The sequence below is a fragment of the Sphingobacterium sp. R2 genome (assembly GCF_040760075.1).
Lineage (GTDB): Bacteria > Bacteroidota > Bacteroidia > Sphingobacteriales > Sphingobacteriaceae > Sphingobacterium.
This window is the reverse complement of record NZ_CP142884.1, coordinates 5,002,367-5,026,431: the sequence shown is the minus strand read 5'-3', so window position 1 is coordinate 5,026,431 and position 24,065 is coordinate 5,002,367. Positions and strand designations below refer to the sequence as shown.

General features: G+C 47.2%; 11 protein-coding genes. 5 read left to right on the top strand and 6 right to left on the bottom strand.

What is annotated here, in order from left to right:
• Window positions 1-5 precede the first annotated feature (5 nt).
• From VXM68_RS20970 to VXM68_RS20945, 6 genes are all read right to left on the bottom strand, one after another.
• Window positions 6-1,139 carry a redoxin domain-containing protein gene (locus VXM68_RS20970; protein WP_367209911.1) on the bottom strand — a complete coding sequence of 378 codons (1,134 nt, stop codon included), beginning with the start codon at window positions 1,137-1,139 and terminating at the stop codon, window positions 6-8.
• A 12-nt stretch (window positions 1,140-1,151) separates the two neighbouring features.
• The gene (locus tag VXM68_RS20965) at window positions 1,152-2,531 is read right to left on the bottom strand and encodes a RagB/SusD family nutrient uptake outer membrane protein (RefSeq protein WP_367209910.1); all 1,380 of its coding nucleotides are present in this window, start codon (window positions 2,529-2,531) and stop codon (window positions 1,152-1,154) included.
• An 18-nt stretch (window positions 2,532-2,549) separates the two neighbouring features.
• Window positions 2,550-5,759 (bottom strand): SusC/RagA family TonB-linked outer membrane protein, encoded by a 3,210-nt coding sequence (locus VXM68_RS20960; RefSeq protein ID WP_367209909.1) that lies wholly within the window; start codon window positions 5,757-5,759, stop codon window positions 2,550-2,552.
• 55 nt (window positions 5,760-5,814) lie between these two features.
• Window positions 5,815-6,912, bottom strand: coding sequence for a FecR family protein (locus tag VXM68_RS20955; protein WP_367209908.1), 1,098 nt, complete (start codon window positions 6,910-6,912; stop codon window positions 5,815-5,817).
• A gap of 73 nt (window positions 6,913-6,985) precedes the next feature.
• Window positions 6,986-7,576, bottom strand: coding sequence for an RNA polymerase sigma factor (locus tag VXM68_RS20950; RefSeq protein ID WP_028071413.1), 591 nt, complete (start codon window positions 7,574-7,576; stop codon window positions 6,986-6,988).
• Window positions 7,577-7,862: 286 nt separating this feature from the next.
• Window positions 7,863-11,867: a two-component regulator propeller domain-containing protein gene (locus tag VXM68_RS20945; protein WP_367209907.1), complete on the bottom strand. Its 4,005-nt coding sequence runs from the start codon at window positions 11,865-11,867 to the stop codon at window positions 7,863-7,865.
• Window positions 11,868-12,180: 313 nt separating this feature from the next.
• Between VXM68_RS20945 and VXM68_RS20940 the strand changes: the two genes are divergently transcribed.
• The 5 genes from VXM68_RS20940 to VXM68_RS20920 all read left to right on the top strand — a co-directional run bounded on the left by VXM68_RS20940 (window position 12,181) and on the right by VXM68_RS20920 (window position 24,016).
• A complete protein-coding gene (locus tag VXM68_RS20940) occupies window positions 12,181-14,748 on the top strand; it encodes a glycosyl hydrolase 115 family protein (RefSeq protein WP_367209906.1) in 2,568 nt (855 codons plus the stop codon).
• A gap of 214 nt (window positions 14,749-14,962) precedes the next feature.
• Entirely contained in the window at window positions 14,963-16,957 is a 1,995-nt protein-coding gene (locus tag VXM68_RS20935) for an alpha-glucuronidase (RefSeq protein WP_367209905.1), read from the top strand.
• A gap of 183 nt (window positions 16,958-17,140) precedes the next feature.
• Window positions 17,141-18,880 (top strand): glycoside hydrolase family 43 protein, encoded by a 1,740-nt coding sequence (locus tag VXM68_RS20930; RefSeq protein WP_367209904.1) that lies wholly within the window; start codon window positions 17,141-17,143, stop codon window positions 18,878-18,880.
• Between the two features lie 79 nt (window positions 18,881-18,959).
• A complete protein-coding gene (locus VXM68_RS20925) occupies window positions 18,960-22,043 on the top strand; it encodes a TonB-dependent receptor (RefSeq protein WP_294182989.1) in 3,084 nt (1,027 codons plus the stop codon).
• Window positions 22,044-22,114: 71 nt separating this feature from the next.
• Window positions 22,115-24,016, top strand: coding sequence for a RagB/SusD family nutrient uptake outer membrane protein (locus VXM68_RS20920; protein ID WP_367209903.1), 1,902 nt, complete (start codon window positions 22,115-22,117; stop codon window positions 24,014-24,016).
• The last annotated feature ends 49 nt before the right edge of the window (window positions 24,017-24,065 follow it).

Here is a 24,065-nt window from a genome sequence, read left to right as displayed (position 1 = left end):
GCGAATTAGAATATGTTTTTTAGTGTTTCATAAAGGGCGTCGCCGCGTAGGTTGATGCCGATGATTTTCCCTGTGGGATCCAAGAGGTAATTGGAGGGGATACTTTTGATATGATACGCTGCGCTCACCTTACCATCCGGATCAACTGCATTGGTCCAGGTCATGTCATCGTCCGACACGGCTTTTTTCCAGCTGCTGAGCGCGAAATCTGTGGAGACACCCAATACTTCAAACCCATTAGCTTTAAAAGCATCGTAGGCTTTTTGCACATGTTCATTTTCCACGCGGCAGGGTACACACCAACTGGCCCAGAAATCAACGAGTACATATTTGCCCCGAAAGTCGGTCAGCTTCACCTGACGTCCGGCAGTATCCGCCAATAAAAATTCTGGTGCGATATCACCGATCTTTAGATTTTTAAGATTGGCAAGCTGCTCTCGGACCTCCTGGCCCAACGGCGAATCTTGAAGGGCTGGTGTAAGTTTGTCAAACAGCTCCGATACCAGTTGCTGATTGCTGGAATCTTTCAGTAGTGCCTGTAGTTTAAAAAGGCTAAGTACATGATCCGTATGCTGCTGCACATAGTTGACCTGTGCTGTCTGTAGTGCCGCAGACCATTTGTTTAGGCTCGCGTCAATCGTGTTGATGGTAGCCCGTGCCGGTGAATCCATGCGAAAACTATCTTGGGAAAAAGCATTCTCTGCCTCGAAATAGGCAGCCATTAGTGTACTGATGCTGTCCAATATCGTCTGATGCGTTTTGTCAAAACTTCTGGCTTCAGTATTCAATGTTGAGCCGGCAATATCCGCGTGGTTAAGCTGACCGAGTTTGCCCCGAATCGTTATCTTGCCAGGGTGCAGATAGAAATCGAGTGTTTCTGATCGTCCCCCCGTAGCATCCATGTAAAATAGATTCGCGATTTCAGGTCCTTCGGAAGTACCTTTAAAGCGAAAATGGCCTTGTTCCAGCCGGGCAGAATCAAGCGGGAGATCGCCACCAAAACGTTGAAGGAAAAGTTTTCCTTTTTGATTTTTGGGAACCCCAAAAAGTGTTCCCTGAAGCTGGTAGGTTGCTTTTTCCTGCGCCTTGACGAAGCATAGGGAATAAAGAAAGGCAAAAGCTAATAGCGTAACTCTCATTGTATATCGTGTTTAGTTGTTATATCCCGGATTTTGCGTTAATAGCCTGTTATTTTGAAGCTCAACGGTGGGTAAAGGGTAGAGCTGGGCAAACGTCTTCCAAGTGGTCGGTTTTGCTTTTTTCATCACGTTATCGGCTAGCCCCAAGCGTTTGAGTGTAAACCAACGGTCGCCCCATTCGAAACAGAGTTCAACGCGACGCTCCTGCACGATGGCTGCTCTCGCCTGTGATTGGGATAATCCACTGGATAAATCCGTAAGTCCCGCACGCCTGCGTAGGATATTGATATCATCAACAGCCGTTGAGAGACCAAGTTGCAGGCGTGCCTCGGCACGGTTGAGGTATTGTTCGCCCAGGCGCAACACCGAGGTATATTCATTGTTTGCAGATCCGGCTTCGCCGTCCGAACGGTATTTGTTGATCTGGTAGCCGTTTACTGTTTCTTCAAAACGGACGAAGTTTTCTTTTCGTTTATCGTTCTCCTCAAAGGCTGGCAATAGACCCGTTGCATCTTCAGTTACGCCAAAGCTGGCAAACTCTCCTTTTATGCCGATGCCAATGGAGGCGCCCACACTGTTCCATAGCTGCAATATCTGCTCGGGATTGTTTTTGGTAAAGATATCCATTGGCTCGCCCCCGTCTGCACGATCAAAATGGCCCAGTTCAAACAACTGCGACTGTGCGATCACCTGACTGGCGGCCTGCTCAGCTTTGGTCCAGTCTTTGGTAAATAGGTATACGCGCGATAACAGGGCTAATGCAGCCCACTTATTGGCCTTCACGCGCTCGCCCGGGTAATCCGAACCTAAAAGCTGGCTGGCATCTTCCAGATCCTGAATGATCTGCGTATACACTGCTGCTACCGCTGCGCGCGGTTTGAGACGTTCTTCCGGGTAATTGGTCGTCAGCACCAAAGGAACATCGCCATAGAGATTGACCAAAAAATAGTAATTGAGGGCCCGCATAAATTTAGCTTGGCCGATCGCTTCATCCTTGCCAGCTTGCGTCATGCCCTTGGATTGCCCAACGCCTTCAATGATTGCATTGCTAACGCCAATGATGGAATATAGATTTCCCCAAAAGTCATTCGTCTGCGCCGAAAAGGGATTGAGGTTGTAGCTGTACATAAAGCTATACCCGGGGTTAAAGCTATTGATACCGGGTATCAGCTCGTCGGAAGATAATCCCGTGTTCAGTGAAAGATCATTTTGATAAGCAGCAAATCGTCCATACATCCCGACCACCACACTGTCGGCCATGGTGTCATTCGCATAAATTTGATCCGTTGTGTAGATATATTTTGGTGTCACCTCCAGCAGTTTGTTGCAACTGCTCATACCTAAGGCAACAGGTAAAAGGAAGCTCAATAATTTGATATAGTTGGTTTTCATGTCCGTAGTCTAAATGGTTTAAAATGAAGTCCGTAATCCTAACGTAAACGTGCGCAGCATCGGCATGTCCACGCCGGTTTCTGGATCTGTACTCTTATAACTGGTGATGGTCAGTAGATTGGCTCCAGTGACATAGGCGCGTAGGTTTTTAAGTTTTAGCTTCTCAAGCATTTTACCCGGTACCGAGTAGCTGAGGGTAATATTGCTTAAGCGGATGTACGACCCGTCCACAAAATTGGCACCCGATGAATTGTAATTGGACATGGTGCTGGAGTTGGTGGTATAAGCAGGAAATTTAGCATCCTCACCCGGATGTTGCCATCTGTCCAAGACAATTGCAGGGGCATTGATAACACTTCCGGCACTCGTAAATGGATAATTATAAATATGTGTGTTCTTTTTGAAACTTAAAAAGATGTCTAGATCAAAGTTTTTATAATTGAACGAGTTGCCAAAGCCACCAAAGAATGTCGGAATATTGTTTGCTAGAGGGACATAGTCATCTGGAAAACTGATAAAACCGTCGCCATTCACATCGCGGAATTGCGGTTGCCCATCCGCAGCATTGATTCCAAGATATTCATACCCCCAGATCAGATTTAATGGTTTACCGATCTGATAGGTTAGGCTGTTGGAAGAGCTTGCAAGGTTGGGATAAGACAAGAGCTTGTTGCGGTTGATGCTCATGGTAAAGTTTGTCTTCCAGGTGAAGGCCAAGGTGTTGATCGGCGTGGTCTGCAGACTAAATTCCCAGCCGCTATTCTGTACATTGGCATCTAGGTTTTGGTTGACCGAACTAAAACCCACCTGAGTAGGTAATCCATAGCCAACTAATTGATTGCCCGACCGATTGCGGTAATAGTTTGCTTCAAAGATGATGCGGTCTTTCAAGAAGCCTATTTCAGCAGCAAGGTCAAGCTTCTTGTTGACTTCCCACTGATAATTTGCATTGAATGGGTTCTTAGGAAGATAGCCCTGCCCTTGGTAATTGTCAAATATACGTTCGTAATTCACGAAATAGGAATAGTCGCCAATATTATCATTACCTGTCAAACCATAGCTGCCGCGCAATTTGGCAAAACTCAAGCCAAACTGATTATCCTTTAACCAGCTCTCTTCGCTTAGGATCCACGCTGTACCGACAGACCAAAAGTTACCATATTTTTTTCCAGGACCAAAACGGGAAGAGCCGTCACGTCTGACGGTTGCATTGACGACATATTTTTGGTCAAACGTCCATCCCACACGAGCAAATCCCGAAAGGAAACGGTACTGAGTATCCTTGGGTTCGATATTGATGATTGGTGCGGCATGGATGTCTCTAATCTGACTATCGTCTGTATAGCCGTTTCCACTTGTGGTAATTGCCGAGTTACCGCGATGGATATAAGTACCCCCAAGAAGGGCACGAAATGAACTGCGCCCCACGATAAGATCATAATTCAGCTGAGGCTCAAAATTAAAGGTAGCCGTGCTAGCCTTGGTAAAAGTGTTGTTGCCCAAGATGTTTTCGGATGGTCTGAATGATCTCCGTGGATTGATCGCGAGCTGGTCCATTTTCATGCGGGTATAACCGGTATTGATTTTGGCTACAAGATTAGGTAACAACTCATAGCTCAGCGCAATATTGCTGATTAAATTTTTAGTTCTATTTTCAACCGTACGCTCCAGCGCAGCAATAGGGTTATCTATCGTCCAATTTAATTTTCCATCAGCATCGTAAAGGGAGAAATTTGGAGGCAGGCTCTGAAAGTTGGTAAACGATAGTGGAATGACTTCGTTTTTATCCGTGGCATAGCTCGCCGAAAGGGAAGCTTTAAATTTGCCGTCGTTACTGTGGTAGTCGAGGTTGCTTCGGAAGTTACCGACGGAAAGACCGTTTTTCTTTTGATATACAGTGTTTTCACGCCTAAATCCACCGCCAAGCAGGTAGTTGAAACCCGATGATCCCCCCGATAGGGATAATTCAGCATTGGATGTATGGGCGACATTGCCAAAATATTCTTTTTGCCAGTCGTGGTCCTCCGTTTGGCTCCATTTCAGCAGGTCAGGGTAATCATTGGGCGTGAGTTCAATACCGTCGTTTTTTGCAGCCTCACGTCGCATCTCCAGATATTGGGCGGTATTGAGCATTTTTACATAGTTAGCGATAGAGCCAAAACTATGGTAATAATCAGCACTGATGGTGGGACGACCGGGCTTACCGCGTTTGGTGGTGATCAGGATCACACCATTGGCACCCCGGGCACCATAGATCGCGGTAGCATCAGCATCTTTAAGTACTTCAATGCCGGCAATCGTGCTGGGGTCGATACTTTTAAAAGGACTTTCACCTAAATAGGAAGAGGTGAGGCCATTTGCACCGATATAGGCCAGTGAACTGCTATTAAAAGGAATACCATCAACAATGTACAAGGGTTGTCGCGCTTGGCCATCCTGATTGACCGTATTGATGCCCCGGATTTGCACCTGAGTCTGTATGCCGGGAAGGCCATTTAGGGTATTGATCATCATACCAGGAACCCGATTTTGGAGTGCAATGAGCGGGTCTGCTGTCGGTGTTTTCTCAATGGTGGCCGCAGTGACGCTAGCGGTCGAACCTGTATTCAACCGTTTGGATACCTCCTGCCCATAGGACAGTACGCTGACTTCATCAAGCAGGTTTTGGGTCTGCAAAAGCTGCATGTTTATGATGCTTTGGCTTGGGGCTACAGCAAGTTGCCTCTCTTCGTAACCAACGGAACTGAAAACCAAGGTGTCGGTATGATTGGTCCGCTCGATCTTAAAAGCGCCTTTATCATTGGTGAAAGTGACTTTGTCGTTGCTTTTGTTGTAAACGGTTACCAATTCTACTGGGCCGGATTTGTCCCGTACAGTTCCGTTCAACAAAAGCTGTTTCGCAGGTTGCTGTTGTTTTTGATGCTGTTGGCCGCTTTTCTCCCGTGGAAGAATGGTGATCTCTCTTCCAACGATTTTAAAGGTGAACGGTAAATCCTTAAAGGCTTCATCAAGAACATCCCGCAAGGCTTTATCCTTTGCCTGAACTTTGACAACGGTATTGAGGTCGATCTGATTGCCAGACGCAATGATGTTATAGCCTGTCTGTTGTCGGATGGTTGAAAAAAGTTCTTTGAGCGTCGGTTTTCCCTGATAATTGAGCTGTTGACCAACGACTGTGCTACCAGCAAGAAGCGACGTGACCAAGAGCAAGTTTTTTAGACGATTCATCGGGTCTGTGATTTAGGTTAATGTGTTTAGATTTCTGTGTAAAAAAAAGGCTTCGTTATTTAATTTTGTGAACAGCTATTTTGCCGTCACGATAGTCAAAGTTTAATTGACCGGTGCTTTCCAAAAAGGTAAGCGTTTTGGTCAATGATTGATTTTTGTCGATAGATCCCCAAAACACAAGCTGTTGCGTAGCGGAGTCTTGATATTCAAAATCTACATTGTACCACCTTGAAAGTGTAGCCAAAATGGCATCGAGCCGTTCGTTGTCAAATAGGAAATATCCTTTCTTCCAAGCCGTCGCTGCTTCGATATTGGCCGGTAGAATCTGGATCGATGTCTTGGAGATGAGCGATCGCTGTCCGGGTACAAGCAGGCGTTGATTTACATCGACCGAACCTTCAAGCAGTGTAGTTTCAACAAACTCGCGGTTGTCATAACTGTTGATGTTAAATGTGGTGCCCAATACCTTTACTTCCTGGTTTCTGGATTTCACGATAAAGGGTTTATGTGGATTTTTGTTTACTTCAAAATAAGCTTCACCTGTTAACAAGACTTCCCGTTTGTCGGCAGCAAATTGCATTGGATAGCTGATTGTCGATGCAGCATTCAGCCATACTTTACTGCCATCGGGCAGGTTAACCTGATATTGACCACCCCTGGGAACTTCAACGGTCAATTTGCGCGATTGCAATTCCAGAGCGCTGATAGGCGATCCATCTAAATAGACGGCTGTTCCGTTGACGATCTTAACACCCGATTTGCCTCCCTTGAGTACGATGCTTGACCCGTCTTCCAATTTCAGTATGGCCTTTTCTTGTCCGGGTTTGAATTGATCTATCGCGGCTAGGGTATCGCGATGCGACTGTCCACGCGGGATAAAAAGTAACGCAAAAGCAATCAGCAGGACGGCAGCAGCAGCGCTGATCCAAGCCGCCCTTTGGTACAATGGTCTGCGCGAGGCCGGCTTTGCATCAAGCTGCTGTTGGATTTGAAGGAGTATGGTATTTTTACGATCTTCCTGCTCGGCGCTATCCAGTTCCCATTCTACAGCTTGCTGCGCTTCGTACCACGATTCTATCAGCTGGTTTTCCTCCGCTGAACTGATACCGAGTTCGTACTTCAATAAGATTTCCGCAATGTTTTTCTGTTCCATGAGCGCCAGTGTTTATAGTATAGTTGCATCAAACCGTATTTGGTGGTAGATGAATATTAAAAAATAATGAATTTTATTTTAAGTCGATGAGGAGGAGGAGCAGAAGCGAATAGAGCCCCTGTTTCTTGAGGTTATTTCTCAGAATGTTCAGTGCGTTGCTGATCTGTTTTTTGACCGTTTGGTCAGAGATGTCCAGACGTTCTGCAATTTCTTTATAACTAAGTTGTTCCTGTCGGCTCAATAGAAATACCTCTTTCATTTTTGCTGGGAGCCGTTCAATTTCACCGTCAATGATCTGCTGCAGCTCTTTACCTTGCTGCTGGTCGCTCAATGAAAATCCGGTAACGTCAATATATTCCAAAATTGATGCAATCAATTTTTTTTGATTGCCTTGAGTGCGGTGATAGAAAAGTGCGCTTTTACGGGCAGCCCCATATAACCAGCCGTGGATATCCTGTATTTCGGACGATTGAGTTTTGTTCCAGAGATTGACGAAAATATTCTGCAAGAGATCTTCTGCATCGGTCTGGTCTTTCACCAGTTTGGACAGGTAGATAAGTAGGGGATCCCAATAGGATTTAAAAATAAGGTCGAACACCTGCCTGTCACCCTGCTGTAGGCGCTGAAGGATATATTTAGATTCGATCTCATTTTTAAGATTCACGTTAGTCGTAATAGGTGACGACAAACTTAGATAAATTTGTTATTAATTGCAATATAAGGTCCCGCTCGATTTTTCATGCCGACCTGTTTAAAGCGAACTTTTTTTTTCTGCTGTTTCATTCCAATGGCTCCATCCAGATTGCTTTATTACCGTCATTCTCTCTGGATGACGCAAAGAATAGCTGGATACTCTTCTGCTTGAATCTAAGTTTTTGAAAATTTCTTAAAAGTTCTTATGCTGATAGTGGTATTTTTGATCTTTAAAATAGTTTAGATTATTACATCGCTTAATTTTCCTTATAGCTATGCCGCTGAATATATTCAGTGGGGCTCAATCCATACATCTTTTTGAATAGTGTAGTGAAATGCGTCTGATTGGTAAATCCGAGCGAATAAGCTACCTGAGAGATATTCATTTTTTTCTCCAGCAGCAACTTTTCAGCTTGCTGTAACCGGATATTACGAATAAATTCACCGGTCGAAATACCCGTCAGCGATTTCACCTTACGGTGCAGCTGTACACGGCTCAACCCTACTTCATCGGCTAGAAACTGCACATTGAACGCCGAATTCTCCAGGTATTGGTTCACTGTTTTGACAATACGTTCCATCAGCTGCTCATCGCTAGACTTAAAGGTGATGGTTTTTACCTTACCTTCCTGCTGCTGCGCGCCCGAAAACTTTCCTTTAACCTTCATGCGGTTTTTGATGAGATTGTGTATAACAAGGTGAAGCTCATCCACCATAAAAGGCTTTGTCAGGTAAGCATCTGCGCCGCGACCAATGCCTTCCAAACGGTCTTCCTGATTGGTTTTTGCTGTTAGTAGCACCACAGGAATATGGTTGGTGGTGCTATTACCCTTGAGCTTTTTGACCAACATATAGCCATCCATTAATGGCATGGCAACGTCGGAAATAATCAGGTCGGGCTCCTCAGCAAGGGCGAGCTGAAACCCCTCGCCACCATTTTCGGCAAGCAGTACTTTGTAGGATGGTGAAAGTTCCTGCTGCAGATAGTGTAAAATGTCGCGGTCGTCGTCAATGACGAGCACTTTATAGCCTGTTTTTTGATAATCGTTCTTTGGATGTTGGTCAGTTGCCGACACTGGGCGGCTCTCGTGTTTTAACGTCAATGCATCAGTTGGTCTAACTGGAGCAAGATCTTCCTGCCGCAGATGCGTGTTGCCCATCGGAAGACGGATCACAAAAAGGCTACCGCTGCATTCACTTCTATTTTCGGCATGTATCTGTCCACCGTGCAGTTCAACCAGCACTTTGGTCAGATGTAGACCAATGCCCGAACCCTGCCGCTGATAAGTACTATGCGCAGCAGACTGGTAGTATCGCCTAAAAACATCGCGAAGATCGCTTGTGGCGATGCCGCTACCCGTATCACTGACAACAAGTTCTAAGATTTCACTTCCCTTTTCCCGTTGTTGAACGGTTAGGGAAACCGCAATTTGACCACCACGCGGAGTAAATTTAAACGCGTTGGAGATCACATTATGCAGTATTTTTTCAAAGCTGTTGACTTCGATCCAAATTGGAATATCATCGGCCTCGTTGTGTACGGATAGCTGGATCTGATGGCTGAGCGCCTGATCCTTAAAAATGCTGATGATCTGCTTGACATAATCTACAGCATTGATTTGGCAAAATTTGAGATTCATGTGCCCGCTTTCCAGCTTTCGGATATCAAGCAACTGATTGACTAGACTCAGGATGCGCTGTGCATTGAGATTCATGTTCTGCAGCGTAGCTCGGGTTTGTGGATCTGCTGCATTTTTCATGAGCTTATCAATCGGACTCATGACTAACGTCAGCGGCGATCGGATCTCATGTGATACATCAGTAAAAAGCTGTAACCGGAAAGCATGCAGACGTTCGAGCCGCCGCTCATGCAGATATTTACTGATTAGGAATATAATACCGGTCGCAAGTAGGATATAAACGAAGTAAGCTAGTCCACTTAAATACCAGGGCGGTTGGATATGCAGCGTCACCATAAGGCTTGGCGAGTAGATGCCAAATTTACAGGCGCGTATTTCCAATTCATGCTCCCCCGAAGAAAGGTTGTTGTATGTGATCAGGTTTACTCCCGGAAGCGTAGCATTCCAGCTTTTGTTGATGCCTTTGATACGGTATTCGTAATGTACATTTTCTGGACTGTTAAAATCCATCGTGGATAGTTCAAAAGTGAAACTGTCGTCGTTGCTATGGAAGAAAAATTGATTTGCAGCCATCAGGTCATCTTTATAGATTACGCTTCCACTGGGGGCCATGCCCGGCTTAATGGGCTGGTTCTTGACATACAGATTGGTAATGAGGACAGGATGTGGATAGGTCTGCAGCTGTATCTTTTCTGGAAAAAATGAAGTAATCCCCTGCCGTCCGCCGTAGTATATTTTTCCTTGCGTATCCTGAAAATGCACGCTGCGGTTGTAGGACCGATCGACCAAGCCGTCTCCGGTATAGTAATTGACAATTTTACCTGAACCGGCATTCAGACAGTTGATACCCTTGAATGTGCTACACCAAATATTTCCTTTCTTGTCACTGCCTAAGCCAGTGATCACATTGCTGGATAGTCCGTTATTAGTCGTGTAAATGCTGACCGATCCTGATTTCTTATTGATTTGATATAGGCCGTTGTAAGTGCCTGCCCAGATGTGACCTAAATGATCGTCCAATAGAGAGATGGTGATCTGTTCGGATAATCGATGGGCTGTATACTGTTGAGAGAAGCTCTTTGTGGTAGGATCAAAACAGCTCACGCCCTTATGATGCCCAAGCCAGATAAGACCATCATCAGCGCATAAGACGGTAGCAATCCAATCATTGGCTAAGGCGCCCTTTGTCGAACTGCTGGTATTCATACTATAACTTTGAGCAATTTTTGTATCGAGGTCGTATTCCACAAAGCCCGATCCGAATGTAGCAATATAAATCTTATTGTTTTTGCCTAAGGCGAAAGATTTGACCTGTCTGGATGGGCAGATATCCCTGAGGGTGGATTGTCCTGCTACAGGATCAATTTGTCCAAGGCCTTTATCATAAGAACTGAACCAGATCGTACCGTCCGAAGCCACTTCCAGTTTATTGATATCCGCTATGGTATTTATTTGTTGATGTGAAATGCCTTGACGGTCAGTTTTAAAAACGCCTTCTCGCTCCACGGCATACCAAATGTTACCTTGGCGATCACGTGTAATGGCACTGATGATGTTTTGATCTGTTTTTTCCCGGCCTGAGATACGCCAAAATTCAAACTGTTTGCTTTGCACGGGGATAAAAATCAGGCCCCGTTGAAACCAGCCAAGCCAAAGATTATTTTCTCGGTCCTGCAGCAGCGCACGTATCCGTGCATGTCGGTAGTCATTATCCAAATTAGGAAGCTCAGCTTGTGCAGCAATCAGTGGCTTTTTTTCCAGATCCAGATACCATAGCCCATCGCCCTCGGTACTGATCAGCAGATGGTTTTTCCGGCCTTTTGATAGTTGGATCTCCGTTACGGTAGACTGCAGTTTCGACTTGTATTCAACCGCTTCAAATGTATTGTTTTGCGGATCATAGCGGCTAATCTTTGAGGGCGACGCAAATAGGAGCTTGCCGTCATGTTGCTGCACGATGTCATAATTGCCGCCCTTCGGCATCGGAAGTAGATCCGAAACGATTTGCCTTGCCCGCTTCTGGTCGGCAGAAACCTGCGAGACGCCTACACGGTCTATAGCTACCCAAACCCTGTTCATCCGGTCTTCAAAGAGACTGCGGGCAAACATGCCGCCAACCAGCGTATTGAGTCGCGGTAGCGATAGCGCCTCTCTACGGCTAACTTGAATGTCGAAGATACCCCAGCCTGATGTCGCTACCCAAATGTGACCATTTTTTTTATGGATGATATCTGTAATGTGCGGTGCAATCTGATCGGGAAAATGGATTCGAACAAATTGGTCACTATTTTCATCGTAATACTGCAGTCCATTATTGCAGCCCACCCAGAGTCTTTTGTCGCGATCAAGATAAAGGATGATGATATTATTACTCGATATGGACGTGCTGTCCTGCACATCGTGTAGATATTGTACAAAACGGGTACCGTCAAACTTGTTGAGCCCATACTCGGTACCTGTCCAGATATAGCCGTGTTTGTCCTGACTGATACTGGTGGTCAGATTGGATGAAAGTTCGCCAAAACCATAATCCCTATTGTCATAGATGCGCGTGGCCTGTCCATGGGCATACCCTATAAAAGCAAATAGTAATAAGATTATCGAAAAAAGATCCCTCCGCATTGGTATAATTGGTTTATGCTTTTGAAGATACATATTATTGCGCAACCCTGAAAAGAAAAAAAAAGCTTATGGGTTAATAAACCCTGTTTTACATGAAGATGTAACAAATTGAAATAAATATGAAACGTCAATGCAAGGCGTTGCAACAATGACCAAAGGGAATGTAACAGGTACAAATGCGCCGTTTTATCAAGAGTACTACTTTTAGGTTGCTGAAAATGATCATCATGCAACATTCCTCACGGTGCGAGTATAGCATGGGTAATGGAGGTGCTGCAAGTGCTGAATTCAGGAAGGGAAAAAACCAATTATAATGGAAATCATCATGTTTACTCACCATCGCTTTTGGCGAGCATTTTTGGTCGTTGTGCTGATCTACTGCTGTGGCAGCAATGCCCATGCTGTGTTGCCGAGTTACAGAGATACGGCGGCCCGCAATTTTATAGTTCACGAAGCAGGTCCCGGTTTCCTGGCCTTAGTCAATAATGGGGTGCCTTTGTCTATGCTTGTCGACCCGCAAGATCACAAGGGCGTATTGCGGGCTTACGAAAATCTAAAAAAGGATTTTATACAGGTTACGGGTCATGGTCCCGACCAGCAAAACAACGGGCGCTCTAAGATCATTATCGGTACCTATGGCAACTCGAGCCTGATTGACAGTCTCGTACATAAAGGTCTTTTGGACAGCAGTACGCTTGCCGGAAAGCGGGAAAAGTTTGTGATGACGGTGGTCAATGAGCCGTTGTGGGGAATTGATTCAGCGCTGGTTATCGCCGGCAGCGACAAACGGGGTACGATCTACGGCATTTATGAGCTGTCTGCACAGATTGGTGTTTCGCCCTGGTATTACTGGGCAGATGTGCCAATCCGCAAAGCAACCGCATTGTACGCCAAGCCAGGTCTCTACACACAGGGGGAACCAAAGGTCAGCTATCGAGGTATTTTTCTGAATGATGAAGCACCAGCATTAAGTGGTTGGTCCAAGGCGACGTTCGGTGGATTTAATGCAGATTTTTATGAAAAGGTATTCGAACTGCTATTACGCCTGAAAGCCAATTACCTCTGGCCTGCAATGTGGGGAAGTGCTTTTTATGATGATGATCCAAAAAATGGACCACTGGCGGATGAAATGGGTATTATCATGGGGACCTCGCACCATGAGCCGATGGCTAGGGCGCAGGCGGAATGGAAACGCTACGGCAATGGCGGAGCCTGGGATTATGCTAAAAATAAAGCCGGGTTGCAGAAGTTTTGGCGTAGCGGTATAGAACGTGCACGAGACTGGGAGTCTATCCTGACCATTGCCATGCGCGGTGATGGGGATGAACCCATGAGCGAAAAGCAAAATGTCAGTCTGCTGGAGCAGATCGTCCGCGATCAGCGACGCTTGATTGCGGAAGCCACAGGACGGACGGCAGCCGAGACACCACAGCTATGGGCTTTATACAAAGAAGTACAGGATTATTATGATAAAGGCATGCGGGTGCCGGACGATGTAACACTACTGCTTTGTGATGACAATTGGGGCAATGTACGCAAGCTGCCGGAACCGAATGCCTCGCCACGAAAGGGCGGTTATGGCATGTATTACCATTTTGACTATGTGGGTGCCCCACGCAATGCGAAATGGATCAATGTGTCCCAGATACAGCGGATATGGGAGCAGATGAACCTCACCTATAGACATGGCGTAGATAGAATATGGATCGCTAATGTCGGCGACCTCAAGCCCATGGAATTCCCCATTTCATTTTTTCTCGATATGGCCTGGGATCCAGACCGGTTTAACGCCAGCAACCTGATGGATTACACCCGCGAATGGTGTCGGCAGCAGTTTGGCGAAGCGTATGCCACAGAAGCGGCCAGCATGATCAACCGCTATACCAAATATAACCATCGGGTTACCCCCGAACTGCTGAACGAGCGTACCTTTAGTCTCACGCATTATAAAGAATTTGACAGTGTTGTCAACGATTACAACAGGTTGGCCATGGAGGCCTCGCGACTCCATTATTTGCTGCCAGATTCCCTAAAGGATGCCTTCGATCAGCTGGTGGCTTTTCCAATCAACGCCTGCGCGAACTTGTATGAAATGTACCATGCTAAAGCGATGAACGACTACTATTACGGAAGGAACGATCGCAGGGCAAATGACTGGGCCGATAAGGTAAAGGCTTGCTTTCTGCGCGATTCACTTTTTACCCACCATTACAACCATTCCATTGCCAAAGGGAAATGGATTCACATGATGGATCAGGTGCGCATCGGCTACAGCAGCTGGAATGAACCGCCTAAGGCTATCATGCCTGTGGTTCACTACCTGCCGGATACTGCCGTTCAGGGTTCGCCAAAGGTATTTCTGGAGACCGGCGGCTATATCGCCATGGAGGCCGCTAGCTATGCTGCAGCAAGCAGCGCACCGGGGGTACAATGGGTTGAGATTCCAGACTTGGGAAAGACCGTGTCGGCCATGACAACACAACCCGTTACAGCTAGCCTCGGAAATAACACCGCCCTAGAATACAAGATCCGCGTGAAAGAGAAGCGAGAAGCAAAGATCATAGTACTGTTGTCGCCCACGCTCAACTTCAATGGAAACCGTGGGCTGCGCTATGCGATATCCATTGACGGCGGTCCCGAAAAGCTGGTCAATTTTAATGGACATTATAAGGGCGAACTGGGACAATGGCAGGCACGCCGTATTATCGAAAGTGTGTCAGTACACAGCTTGCTGCCAGGACAACATACCCTTCGAATCCGATTCTTGGATCAGGGAATCGTGTTGCAGCGCATACTCATCGATTTTGGGGGGCTGAAACCCTCTTATCTCGGTCCGCGGCAGAGCGCAACAGCACAGTCGATAGACACGTACAGTAAATAAATATGAATAAAAAAATAATTGTAATCATGGAAAACAACACACATTACTTACTTCCTAACTTCAGCCTTAATCTGTGCGGATCAAAAGGTGGACGTAACGTACGAATAATTGAAATTGCATACCCTGATACAGTCGGTATGCTAGCGGTGGAGGGAAGCTGATGGGACATGTGATCCGATATGGTGTCTGCCTATTGTTAGCCGTGTTGTGCTATATGGCAGGTCAGGCAGAAGACGGTAGCCGACTTTGGTTGCGCTACAGCAAGGTCGAAGATAAGGAAGCTGCACTGCGCAAAATTCACTGCTCACTCCGTGATCCTGTGGCCAATACTGCGGTCCACGAGTTACAGCAGTACTGGCGCAAAGGTGATGTAACGCTGGTGCTGGATAAAAAATGGCCAAAATACCAGCCTGACGGATATCGTATCCGGTCGGAAGCGGGTAAGACGATTATTCGTGCAGGCAACAGTACCGGCCTGCTTTACGGAGCTTATCACTTGCTGCGGTTACAGCAGATCGGGAATGAGCTTACGCAGCTAGATATCGTTGAAACGCCGAGTTACCGTTTACGCATGCTCAACCATTGGGACAATCTGGACGGTACAGTTGAGCGGGGCTATGCTGGCTACTCGCTTTGGAAGTGGGACGAATTACCTGCAATAAAGTCGCCTCGCTACGTTGAATATGCCCGTGCAAATGCGTCCATTGGTATCAATGCGGTTGTGCTCAATAACGTAAATGCGTCACCACTGATCCTGCGCGAAGACTATATAGAGAAGGTAAAGGTGTTAGCGGATAGCTTCCGTCCTTACGGTATCCGCGTGTTTCTATCCATTAATTTTTCGTCACCGGCGATTCTGGGCAATCTTCAGGATTCGGATCCGCTAGATCCCAATGTGGCACGTTGGTGGAAGGACAAGGCAGATGCAATTTATAAGATCATACCTGATTTTGGTGGCTTTTTAGTGAAGGCCAATTCAGAGGGGCAACCTGGACCACAAGATTATGGACGGACGCATGCCGACGGCGCTAATATGCTGGCCGCTGCGCTGAGACCCCACCAGGGGTTGGTCCTGTGGCGTGCTTTTGTGTATAATCCCTCGGCCGAAGATCGCGCCAAACAGGCTTATCAGGAGTTTGTGCCGCTAGACGGCAAGTTTGACGACAATGTGATCCTACAAATCAAAAATGGGCCAATCGATTTCCAGCCGCGTGAACCGTTTAATCCATTGTTTGGAGCGATGCCAAACACGAGCCAGATGGTCGAATTTCAGATCACTCAGGAGTACCTCGGGTTTTCTAATCATCTGGTATACCTCGCTCCGCTGTTTAAGGAGACGCTCGATGCCGAAACCTATACACGAAAGGAAGCGAGTACGGTGGCCGGGCTAACGCAAAAAGGGCCGAATCCACAGCTATCGGCGATTGCAGGTGTTGCCAACATCGGCGAGGACAGCAATTGGTGTGGTCACCACTTTGCCCAAGCCAACTGGTACGCCTTCGGAAGGTTAGCTTGGAACAGCGGCTTATCCAGCGACAGCGTGGCGCGGGAGTGGCTCGCTTCAACCTTTTCGCCAGATTCGACCCTCGTTGCTCCGCTGTTGAAGGTGATGCTGGAATCGCGTGAGGCGGCAGTCAACTACATGATGCCGCTGGGTCTGCACCATATATTCGCTTTCGAACACCACTATGGTCCCGAACCCTGGGGCGATATTCCCGGTGGAAGACCCGATTGGATGCCTTGGTATTACCATAATGCAGATTCGCTCGGGATCGGATTTGACCGGACTGCTTCGGGCAGCAATGCCGTTACACAGTACCATAGCCCCCTCAAGGAGCAGTTTGCAGAGCTGGGCAGCTGCCCTGATAAATATTTGCTCTGGTTTCACCATGTACCCTGGAGCTACAGCATGAAAAATGGTCGCTCCTTATGGGACAACCTGTGCTATGCCTATCAGGCAGGTGTGGATCAGGTACGGTATGTTCAGCGTATATGGGATGGTCTTGAACAAAAGGTGGATGCGGAACGCTTTGAGGACGTGCAGGCAAAATTAAAAATTCAGGCAAAGGATGCCGTATGGTGGCGCGATGCCTGCCTGTTGTATTTTCAGACTTACTCCAAAATGCCCATTCCACCTACCCTGGAGCAACCGGTGCATAGGCTGGACGAATTGAAAAAAATTAAACTAAATCTTAAACACCATAATTAGCTCCTTTGGATAAAATTATTAGCGTTATTCATCGAAGTAAAAACCGCCAAAAAAACAGTATTGGCCGTTGGCGAGCGGAAGAACGTAACAAATTGAAATGCTTTTGTTACATATTTTAATTGTTGTAAATACACTTAAAAGTATGTTTGTATTCAGATAAACCAAATTATAAATAAACCAATCATGTTAAAGCGGAAAAGGAAAATCATGCTGGGCATGTCCGTCGTTATATTGGCGACATTAATGGCATTCAGTACAAAAGAGTATAAAAGAGAACCGCAGAAAGATCGTCTTTCTGGTCCTGTATTTTCGGATTTTGTTTACAAAGGTGGAGACGCAATTTATAAGGAAAACCCGTTAAAGCCGGGGCAGTTTTATTCGCCTATTCTTCAGGGTTGTTATCCCGATCCGAGTATTACGCGTAAAGGCAATGATTACTACCTGGTCAATTCATCCTTTTCGATGTTCCCAGGTGTTCCGATCTTTCACTCGGTTGATCTGGTCAACTGGAAACAGCTGGGGCATGTCCTCGACCGTGAATCGCAGCTAAAAGTGGGTACATCAGGAATTAGCGAGGGAATATATGCCCCTGATATCGTGTACAATCGGCATAACGACACCTTCTACATGATTACGACCCAAATCGCTTCGGGCATCGGAAATATGGTCGTGAAAACCAAAGACCCCAAAGCTGGAGACTGGTCCGATCCAATCAAGCTGGATTTTGATGGCATTGATCCGGCACTATTCTTTGATGATGACGGCAAGGCCTATGTGGTGCACAACGATGCGCCTGATAAAGGTAAGCTCCGCTATGAGGGGCATCGTGTCATCAAACTCTGGGAATACGACACACAGAAGGATCAGATCATTAAAGGGAGTGAGCGTATATTGGTGGATGGCGGCGTGCATCCCGCGGACAATCCCATCTGGATCGAAGGCCCACATATTTACAAAAAAGCAGGAAAATATTACCTGATGTGTGCAGAAGGAGGGACGGGTAGCGATCACAGCGAAGTGATCTTTTCGAGCGAACAGATAGCAGGGCCTTACACTCCGGCACCCAAAAATCCGATACTCTCACAGCGACATCTCGATAAAACTAGGCTCAATCCGGTGGAATGGGCTGGACACGCTGACTTGGTTGAAGGTCCGGATGGATCGTGGTATGGTATTTTTCTTGGCGTCAGACCCAATGAAGTCAACCGGGTCAACACGGGACGTGAAACATTTATCCTCCCGGTAGATTGGTCCGGTGAATGGCCTATCTTTCAAGGCGGCATGGAGCCCCTTAAACCTAGTGTTCCAATGCCTGCCGGTGTGGAAAACAAAGGAAATGCTCCAGGTTATTTTCCCAACGGGAATTTTACGTTCGCCGACCCGATGACTGCAGCGAAGCTCGACCACCGTTGGGTTGCTCTACGTGGAGCCCGCGAACAATTTGTACAGCAGTCCGATAAAGGTACCATCCTAAAGCCATATGCCGTTGATATCAGTGAACAAAAGCCATTATCCGCCCTCTTTTACAGACAACAACATAAGAACTTTGAGAGCACAGTATCGCTAAACTATGTGCCGTCTGCGCCCTCGGATCTCGCAGGCATCACCTGTCTGCAGAGCGAAAAATACCATTATGTGCTAGGACTGACAAAACAAGGCCAGGAAAACTATATCGTGCTGGCTAGAAATGAGAACGGTAGCACCAAAATCCTCGCGAAGGAGAAGATCAATCTGAAAGGGGCTGTGCAATTAAAGGTCAAGGCGGTTGGCGATGCCTATCAATTTTCCTATGCCCTAGCACCCGGCCAGTTTAAGCATATCGGCAATGCGGTATCGGGCGACATCCTGTCGACAGACGTTGCTGGCGGTTTTACAGGTGCGCTGATTGGTCTGTACAGTACCACAGCCAATAAAATCAGGTAGCTGCGGTGACCTACAAAAATGTATTGAAATAACGATTATAAACAGAAGTGAAAACAAAATTTTCTTAAATCCCTAAATTATGAGAATGACGAGATTTACTATTTTTGTGCAACTAAAAAGAGGATTACAGTGTATTCTGCCCTTGCTCTTTTTGCTGGCAGCCCTGCAGGTGGCTTTAGCACAAGATAAGCTGGTAAAGGGCCTGGTCTCGGATCCGAAGAGACAGCCCATTGAAGGGGTGACCGTATCCGTTAAGGGCGGCACCAAAAGTACCATCACCGACAAAAGTGGTGCATTCGCCATCGAGGCGGGCAGTGGTGCCGCATTGGTTTTTACCAATGTAGGTTACAAAACGACCGAAGTCAAAGTACCTGGCAGCGGAATGGTGCAGGTGACCCTGCAGGCTGACGATATTGCCATGGAGGAAGTGGTGGTCATCGGTTATGGTACCCAGCGTAAAGAGGCCGTCACTGGATCGGTGGCTTCGGTAAGTGGCGCCACGATGAATGAAGTGCCTGCAGCCAACATTAGCCGTGCCCTACAAGGACGTATTGCCGGAGTTAATATGCAGCAGAACTCGTCAAAACCGGGATCGCCGATGCAGATTCGCATTCGGGGCACACGCTCGCTGACTGCCGATAACAACCCACTTATTGTACTCGATGGAATTCCATTTGCAGGCTCCATCTCAGACATTAATCCAGCAGACATTAAAAGTGTCGATGTGCTGAAAGATGCTTCGGCAACAGCCATCTACGGTTCGCGTGGTGCAAATGGTGTTATCCTGGTAACGACCAATAAAGGTCGTATGGGACAGGCCGCACAATTGGCCTACAACGGTTTCACTGGCCTGCGCACGGTGTTTTCCAAATATCCGATGATGTCAGGTCCGGAATTTGCCGAAATGCGCCGCTATGTCGGACAATTTCAGAATACACTCGATGAGTCGGACGATACCAATACCGATTGGCAAGATCTCTTTTACAAAAATGGAATGGTCAATAGCCACGATATCAGTGTCAACGGCGGAGCAGAGAAGGGCAATTACAATTTCGGAGCGGGTTACTTTCGCGACGAAGGCGTGGTACCCTTGCAGAACTATACCCGATACAATTTACGTGCAGCGCTGGATCAGCAGGTAGGCAAAATATTCAAATTTGGGTTTAACCTCAACCAGAGCTATAGCATCACCAATGGCAATAACCTGGGGCTTTTTGGTGTGCTCAGCGCGACACCGATTGCTAATCCTTTTAATGCGGACGGCAGCTTGAAGTCGCGAATCCAACAGCAGATTTCTGGACAACAATGGGTACATACCCGCCAGTCCTACGAAGCACTGGGGGATAGTTACATCAACCAGCAGCGCGTGTTCGGTTCGTATAATAATATGTACGGCGAAATCCAGATCCCTGGCGTAGAAGGACTGACTTACCGCACCAATCTTGGACTCAATTTCCGCCAGAACAATGACGGAAGTTACACAGGACAGGGAGTCTTTAGCGGTACCCCCGACAATGTGTCCACTGCTTCGGTGGCAAACGGCAGAACGGTACAGTGGGTCATGGAAAATCTCTTGACCTACGACCGCACCTTTGCGCAAAAACATAATCTAAACCTTGTAGCATTGTATTCTGCCGAACAGAATACAAGCAACAGTACGCTAATATCGGCACGCGATATTCCAATCGATGCGTTCCAGTTTTATAACCTTGGCCGTGCTCAGGGGGAGATCATCGTAGATCCCAATCAGCAGGGCTATGCTAAAAGTAGCCTGATGTCTTTAATGGGCCGCGCCATGTATACTTTCGACAACCGCTATATGCTAACGATGACCATGCGCCGCGACGGTTCTTCCCGCCTGGCGCCGGGGCACAAATGGCATACCTATCCGGCGATTTCAGCAGGTTGGAACGTTCACAACGAGAAGTTTATGTCATCAGTATCTTGGGTAAACCAGCTTAAGCTTCGACTAGGCTATGGCGAGACCTCTAACCAGGCTGTCGATCCGTATAAAACGCTTGGGCTCCTGAGCACAAGACCGTATAATTTTGATACGCAATTCCTGACGGGTTATTACATGTCTGAATTGCCTAACCCGATCTTGGGATGGGAGTTTTCAAAAACCTATAACTATGGTTTGGATTTCGGACTTTTCAAGAACAGGCTGAGCGGTACCTTCGAGTACTATGTTCAAAATACAGACAATATTTTGTTACGTGTAGGGCTGCCACCGACCAACGGTGGTGGGAGTTATATGGCCAATATCGGAAAAACACAGAACAAAGGCTTTGAGCTCTCCCTCAATGGGGCGGTGATCGACAACGAAAGTGGCTGGAAATGGGATGTGGGGGTCAATTTGTATGCCAATCGCAATAAACTTGTTGAACTGACCTCTGGAAGTCAGCGCGATGAAGGCAACCAGTGGTTTGTGGGCCATCCAATAGACGTCATCTTCGACTACAAAAAGATTGGACTATGGCAACAGGACGATCCATATAGGGATATTCTTGAGCCAGGGGGCAATGTGGGAATGATCAAAGTGGAATACACCGGTGAGTACGATGATAAGGGTGCGCCAACACGTGCCATCGGTGCAGCAGACCGTCAGATCATTCATATTCAACCCAATTTTCTGGGAGGATTCAACACGCGTTTGGCTTATAAAAATGTCGACCTGAATGTGGTGGGAACTTTTCAGAACGGCGGTAAACTTATCAGTTCGCTCTATGGTAGCACCGGTTATCTAAACCAGCTAAATACCCGCTCAGGCAACAATGTGAGTGTCGAATACTGGCGCGAAGACCGTACGGATGCCAAATACCCTAAACCAGGAGGCATACAGAGTGGTGACAATCCCAAATATGGCAGTACCCTTGGCTATTTTGATGCCTCTTATTTAAAGGTGCGCACAATCAGCATGGGTTACAATTTTAAACAGAAATGGGTAGAACGCATGGGAATCGGCCGACTGCGGGTATATGCGACGGTGGAAAATCCATTTGTCCTCTTCTCGCCCTACAATAAGGAGTCGGGGGGCGATCCAGAACCCAATTCTTATGGGGACGAAAATGTGGCCGTGGGTGGTCTGAGAAGAATCCTTGTGGTGGGTACCAATACGCCAGCGATGAGAAGTTATATTTTGGGATTAAATCTTTCATTTTAAAACATTCAGGCATGAAAACTTTCAATTCAAAACTTATTATAGGACTATGCGTCGGTTCACTCATGCTCGGCATGAACAGCTGCTCCAAATTTTTGGATGAACAGCCCAGGGGAATCTTTACACCTGGTGATTTTAAGACAGCAAATGGTATTAATAACAGTATTGTGGGACTTTATGCCCACCTGCGCAACATATATGGACAGGCGTATTATTACAATGCCTGCCTGACAGGAACAGATGAAGTGACGTATGCCCAAAGCGCCGACGAAAATTTTCAGGTAATGGACTTTTCAGGTCTCAGTACCATGACGGCTGTAAATAGCCGGGCGGATGTGGCGTGGCAGGCCGCCCTGCCGAACATCAACATGGCTTCGGGCATCATCGAAAATGCACCGGCAGTAGGTACATCGCCGGCGATCATTGCCGAAGCGCATTTTTTTCGCGCATTTGACTATTTCCTGCTTGTGCAAACCTTTGGCGGCGTGCCGCTCGACCTGGGTGGGGGCGAACTAAAATATAGTACGTCTGTAGAGCGAAAATCAACCCGCAATACCGTGGCTGAGGTGTATACACGTGCCATCTTTCCCGATCTGCTGCAGGCAATAGAAGATTTGCCGGAATCACCGCGCTTAAAAGGTGCTGCCACAAAAACTGTTGCCCGCTTGTATCTCGCAAAGGCCTATCTGACCTATGCCTGGTGGCTGGAAAATCCTAAAAACATACCCACTTATCCCGAAACCGCTCGCACGGATCCTGCTGGTAAAACCAGTGCATGGTATTTCCAGCAGGCTTACGACATAGCGGTTGGCGCAATAGAAAATCCGGGACCTTTTGCTTTGCAGCCCACGTTCTATGATGTCAATGTCGGAACAAATGACCGAAACAACGAAATCTTGCTCTTTGCCGATCATACCGAGAGCAGTGAACTGTACAATGGTGGAAGTCTCAGCTATGGAAGCGGTGGTGCACCGGATAACTTTGCGGGCTGGATGATGACCTGGAATTACCCTTCGCTGACGAGTTCGAAAACTACCGAATGGGCTACAGCCGACCTTGTCAATTCGGTACAACGGGAGGCAGCACAAGCACTGGGACGTCCTTGGACACGGATGGCACCGACCATCAATGTGGTCACCGAAACCTTTGCCGATAAAACCAACGACTCGCGTTACGACGGCACCTTCACAACCGTATACCGCGGCAACTGGGATAAAGCCAATATCAGCAATCCTTCATTGTTCAATGCCAACAATATGCCGGTCAAACCAAAGGAAGCAATCTTGACTTTCTTGAATGAAGAACCGCAGACACCCATCAACTACGACAATAAAACCTATAAGAGTAGTATCGGCGCTGGGGTATTGCCGGGTCGGGCCGATTATGTGATCTCTCCAGAGGGCATCAGCCGTCGCGTTTATCCGGGGCTGTGGAAGTTAGGACCTTACCGTACGGACAACGGCAATGGTCTCGGCCAGCCTAACGCGGGCAGCACCCGGCCGTTTAATATTGCCAAATTCTCGGAGTTGTATTTTATCGCTGCCGAAGCAGCGGTAAAAGGAGCTACGACCAAAGCAGGCAAAAGTGCTCGCGATCTGGTCAATGTCATCCGCGGGCGAGCGGGGGTATGGCGTTGGGATAACAATGGAAACATGGCCAAGGAAGCCAACCATCGTGACGACATGATCGCAGCGACACCGGCGCAGATCACACTCAGCTACATCCTGGCGGAGCGTTCCCGTGAGTACTATGGCGAGGGCTATCGCTGGTATGATTTGGTACGTACCCAAACCTGGTCTGATATAGCCAAAACCTACCGCATTGCAGGTTCTAATGTTGGCGACCACACAGCGGTTACCTTTACCCGAACCATACAACCTTTTCATTATCTGCGACCTATTCCGCAGGGACAGCTGGATGCTATGGATATGTCGGCAGCTGAAAAAGCAGCTTATCAGAATCCCGGTTATAATTAATGGGCCTGCTGCGCCTGCCATCCGTGTAGGATGGAAGGCGCAATGGCTC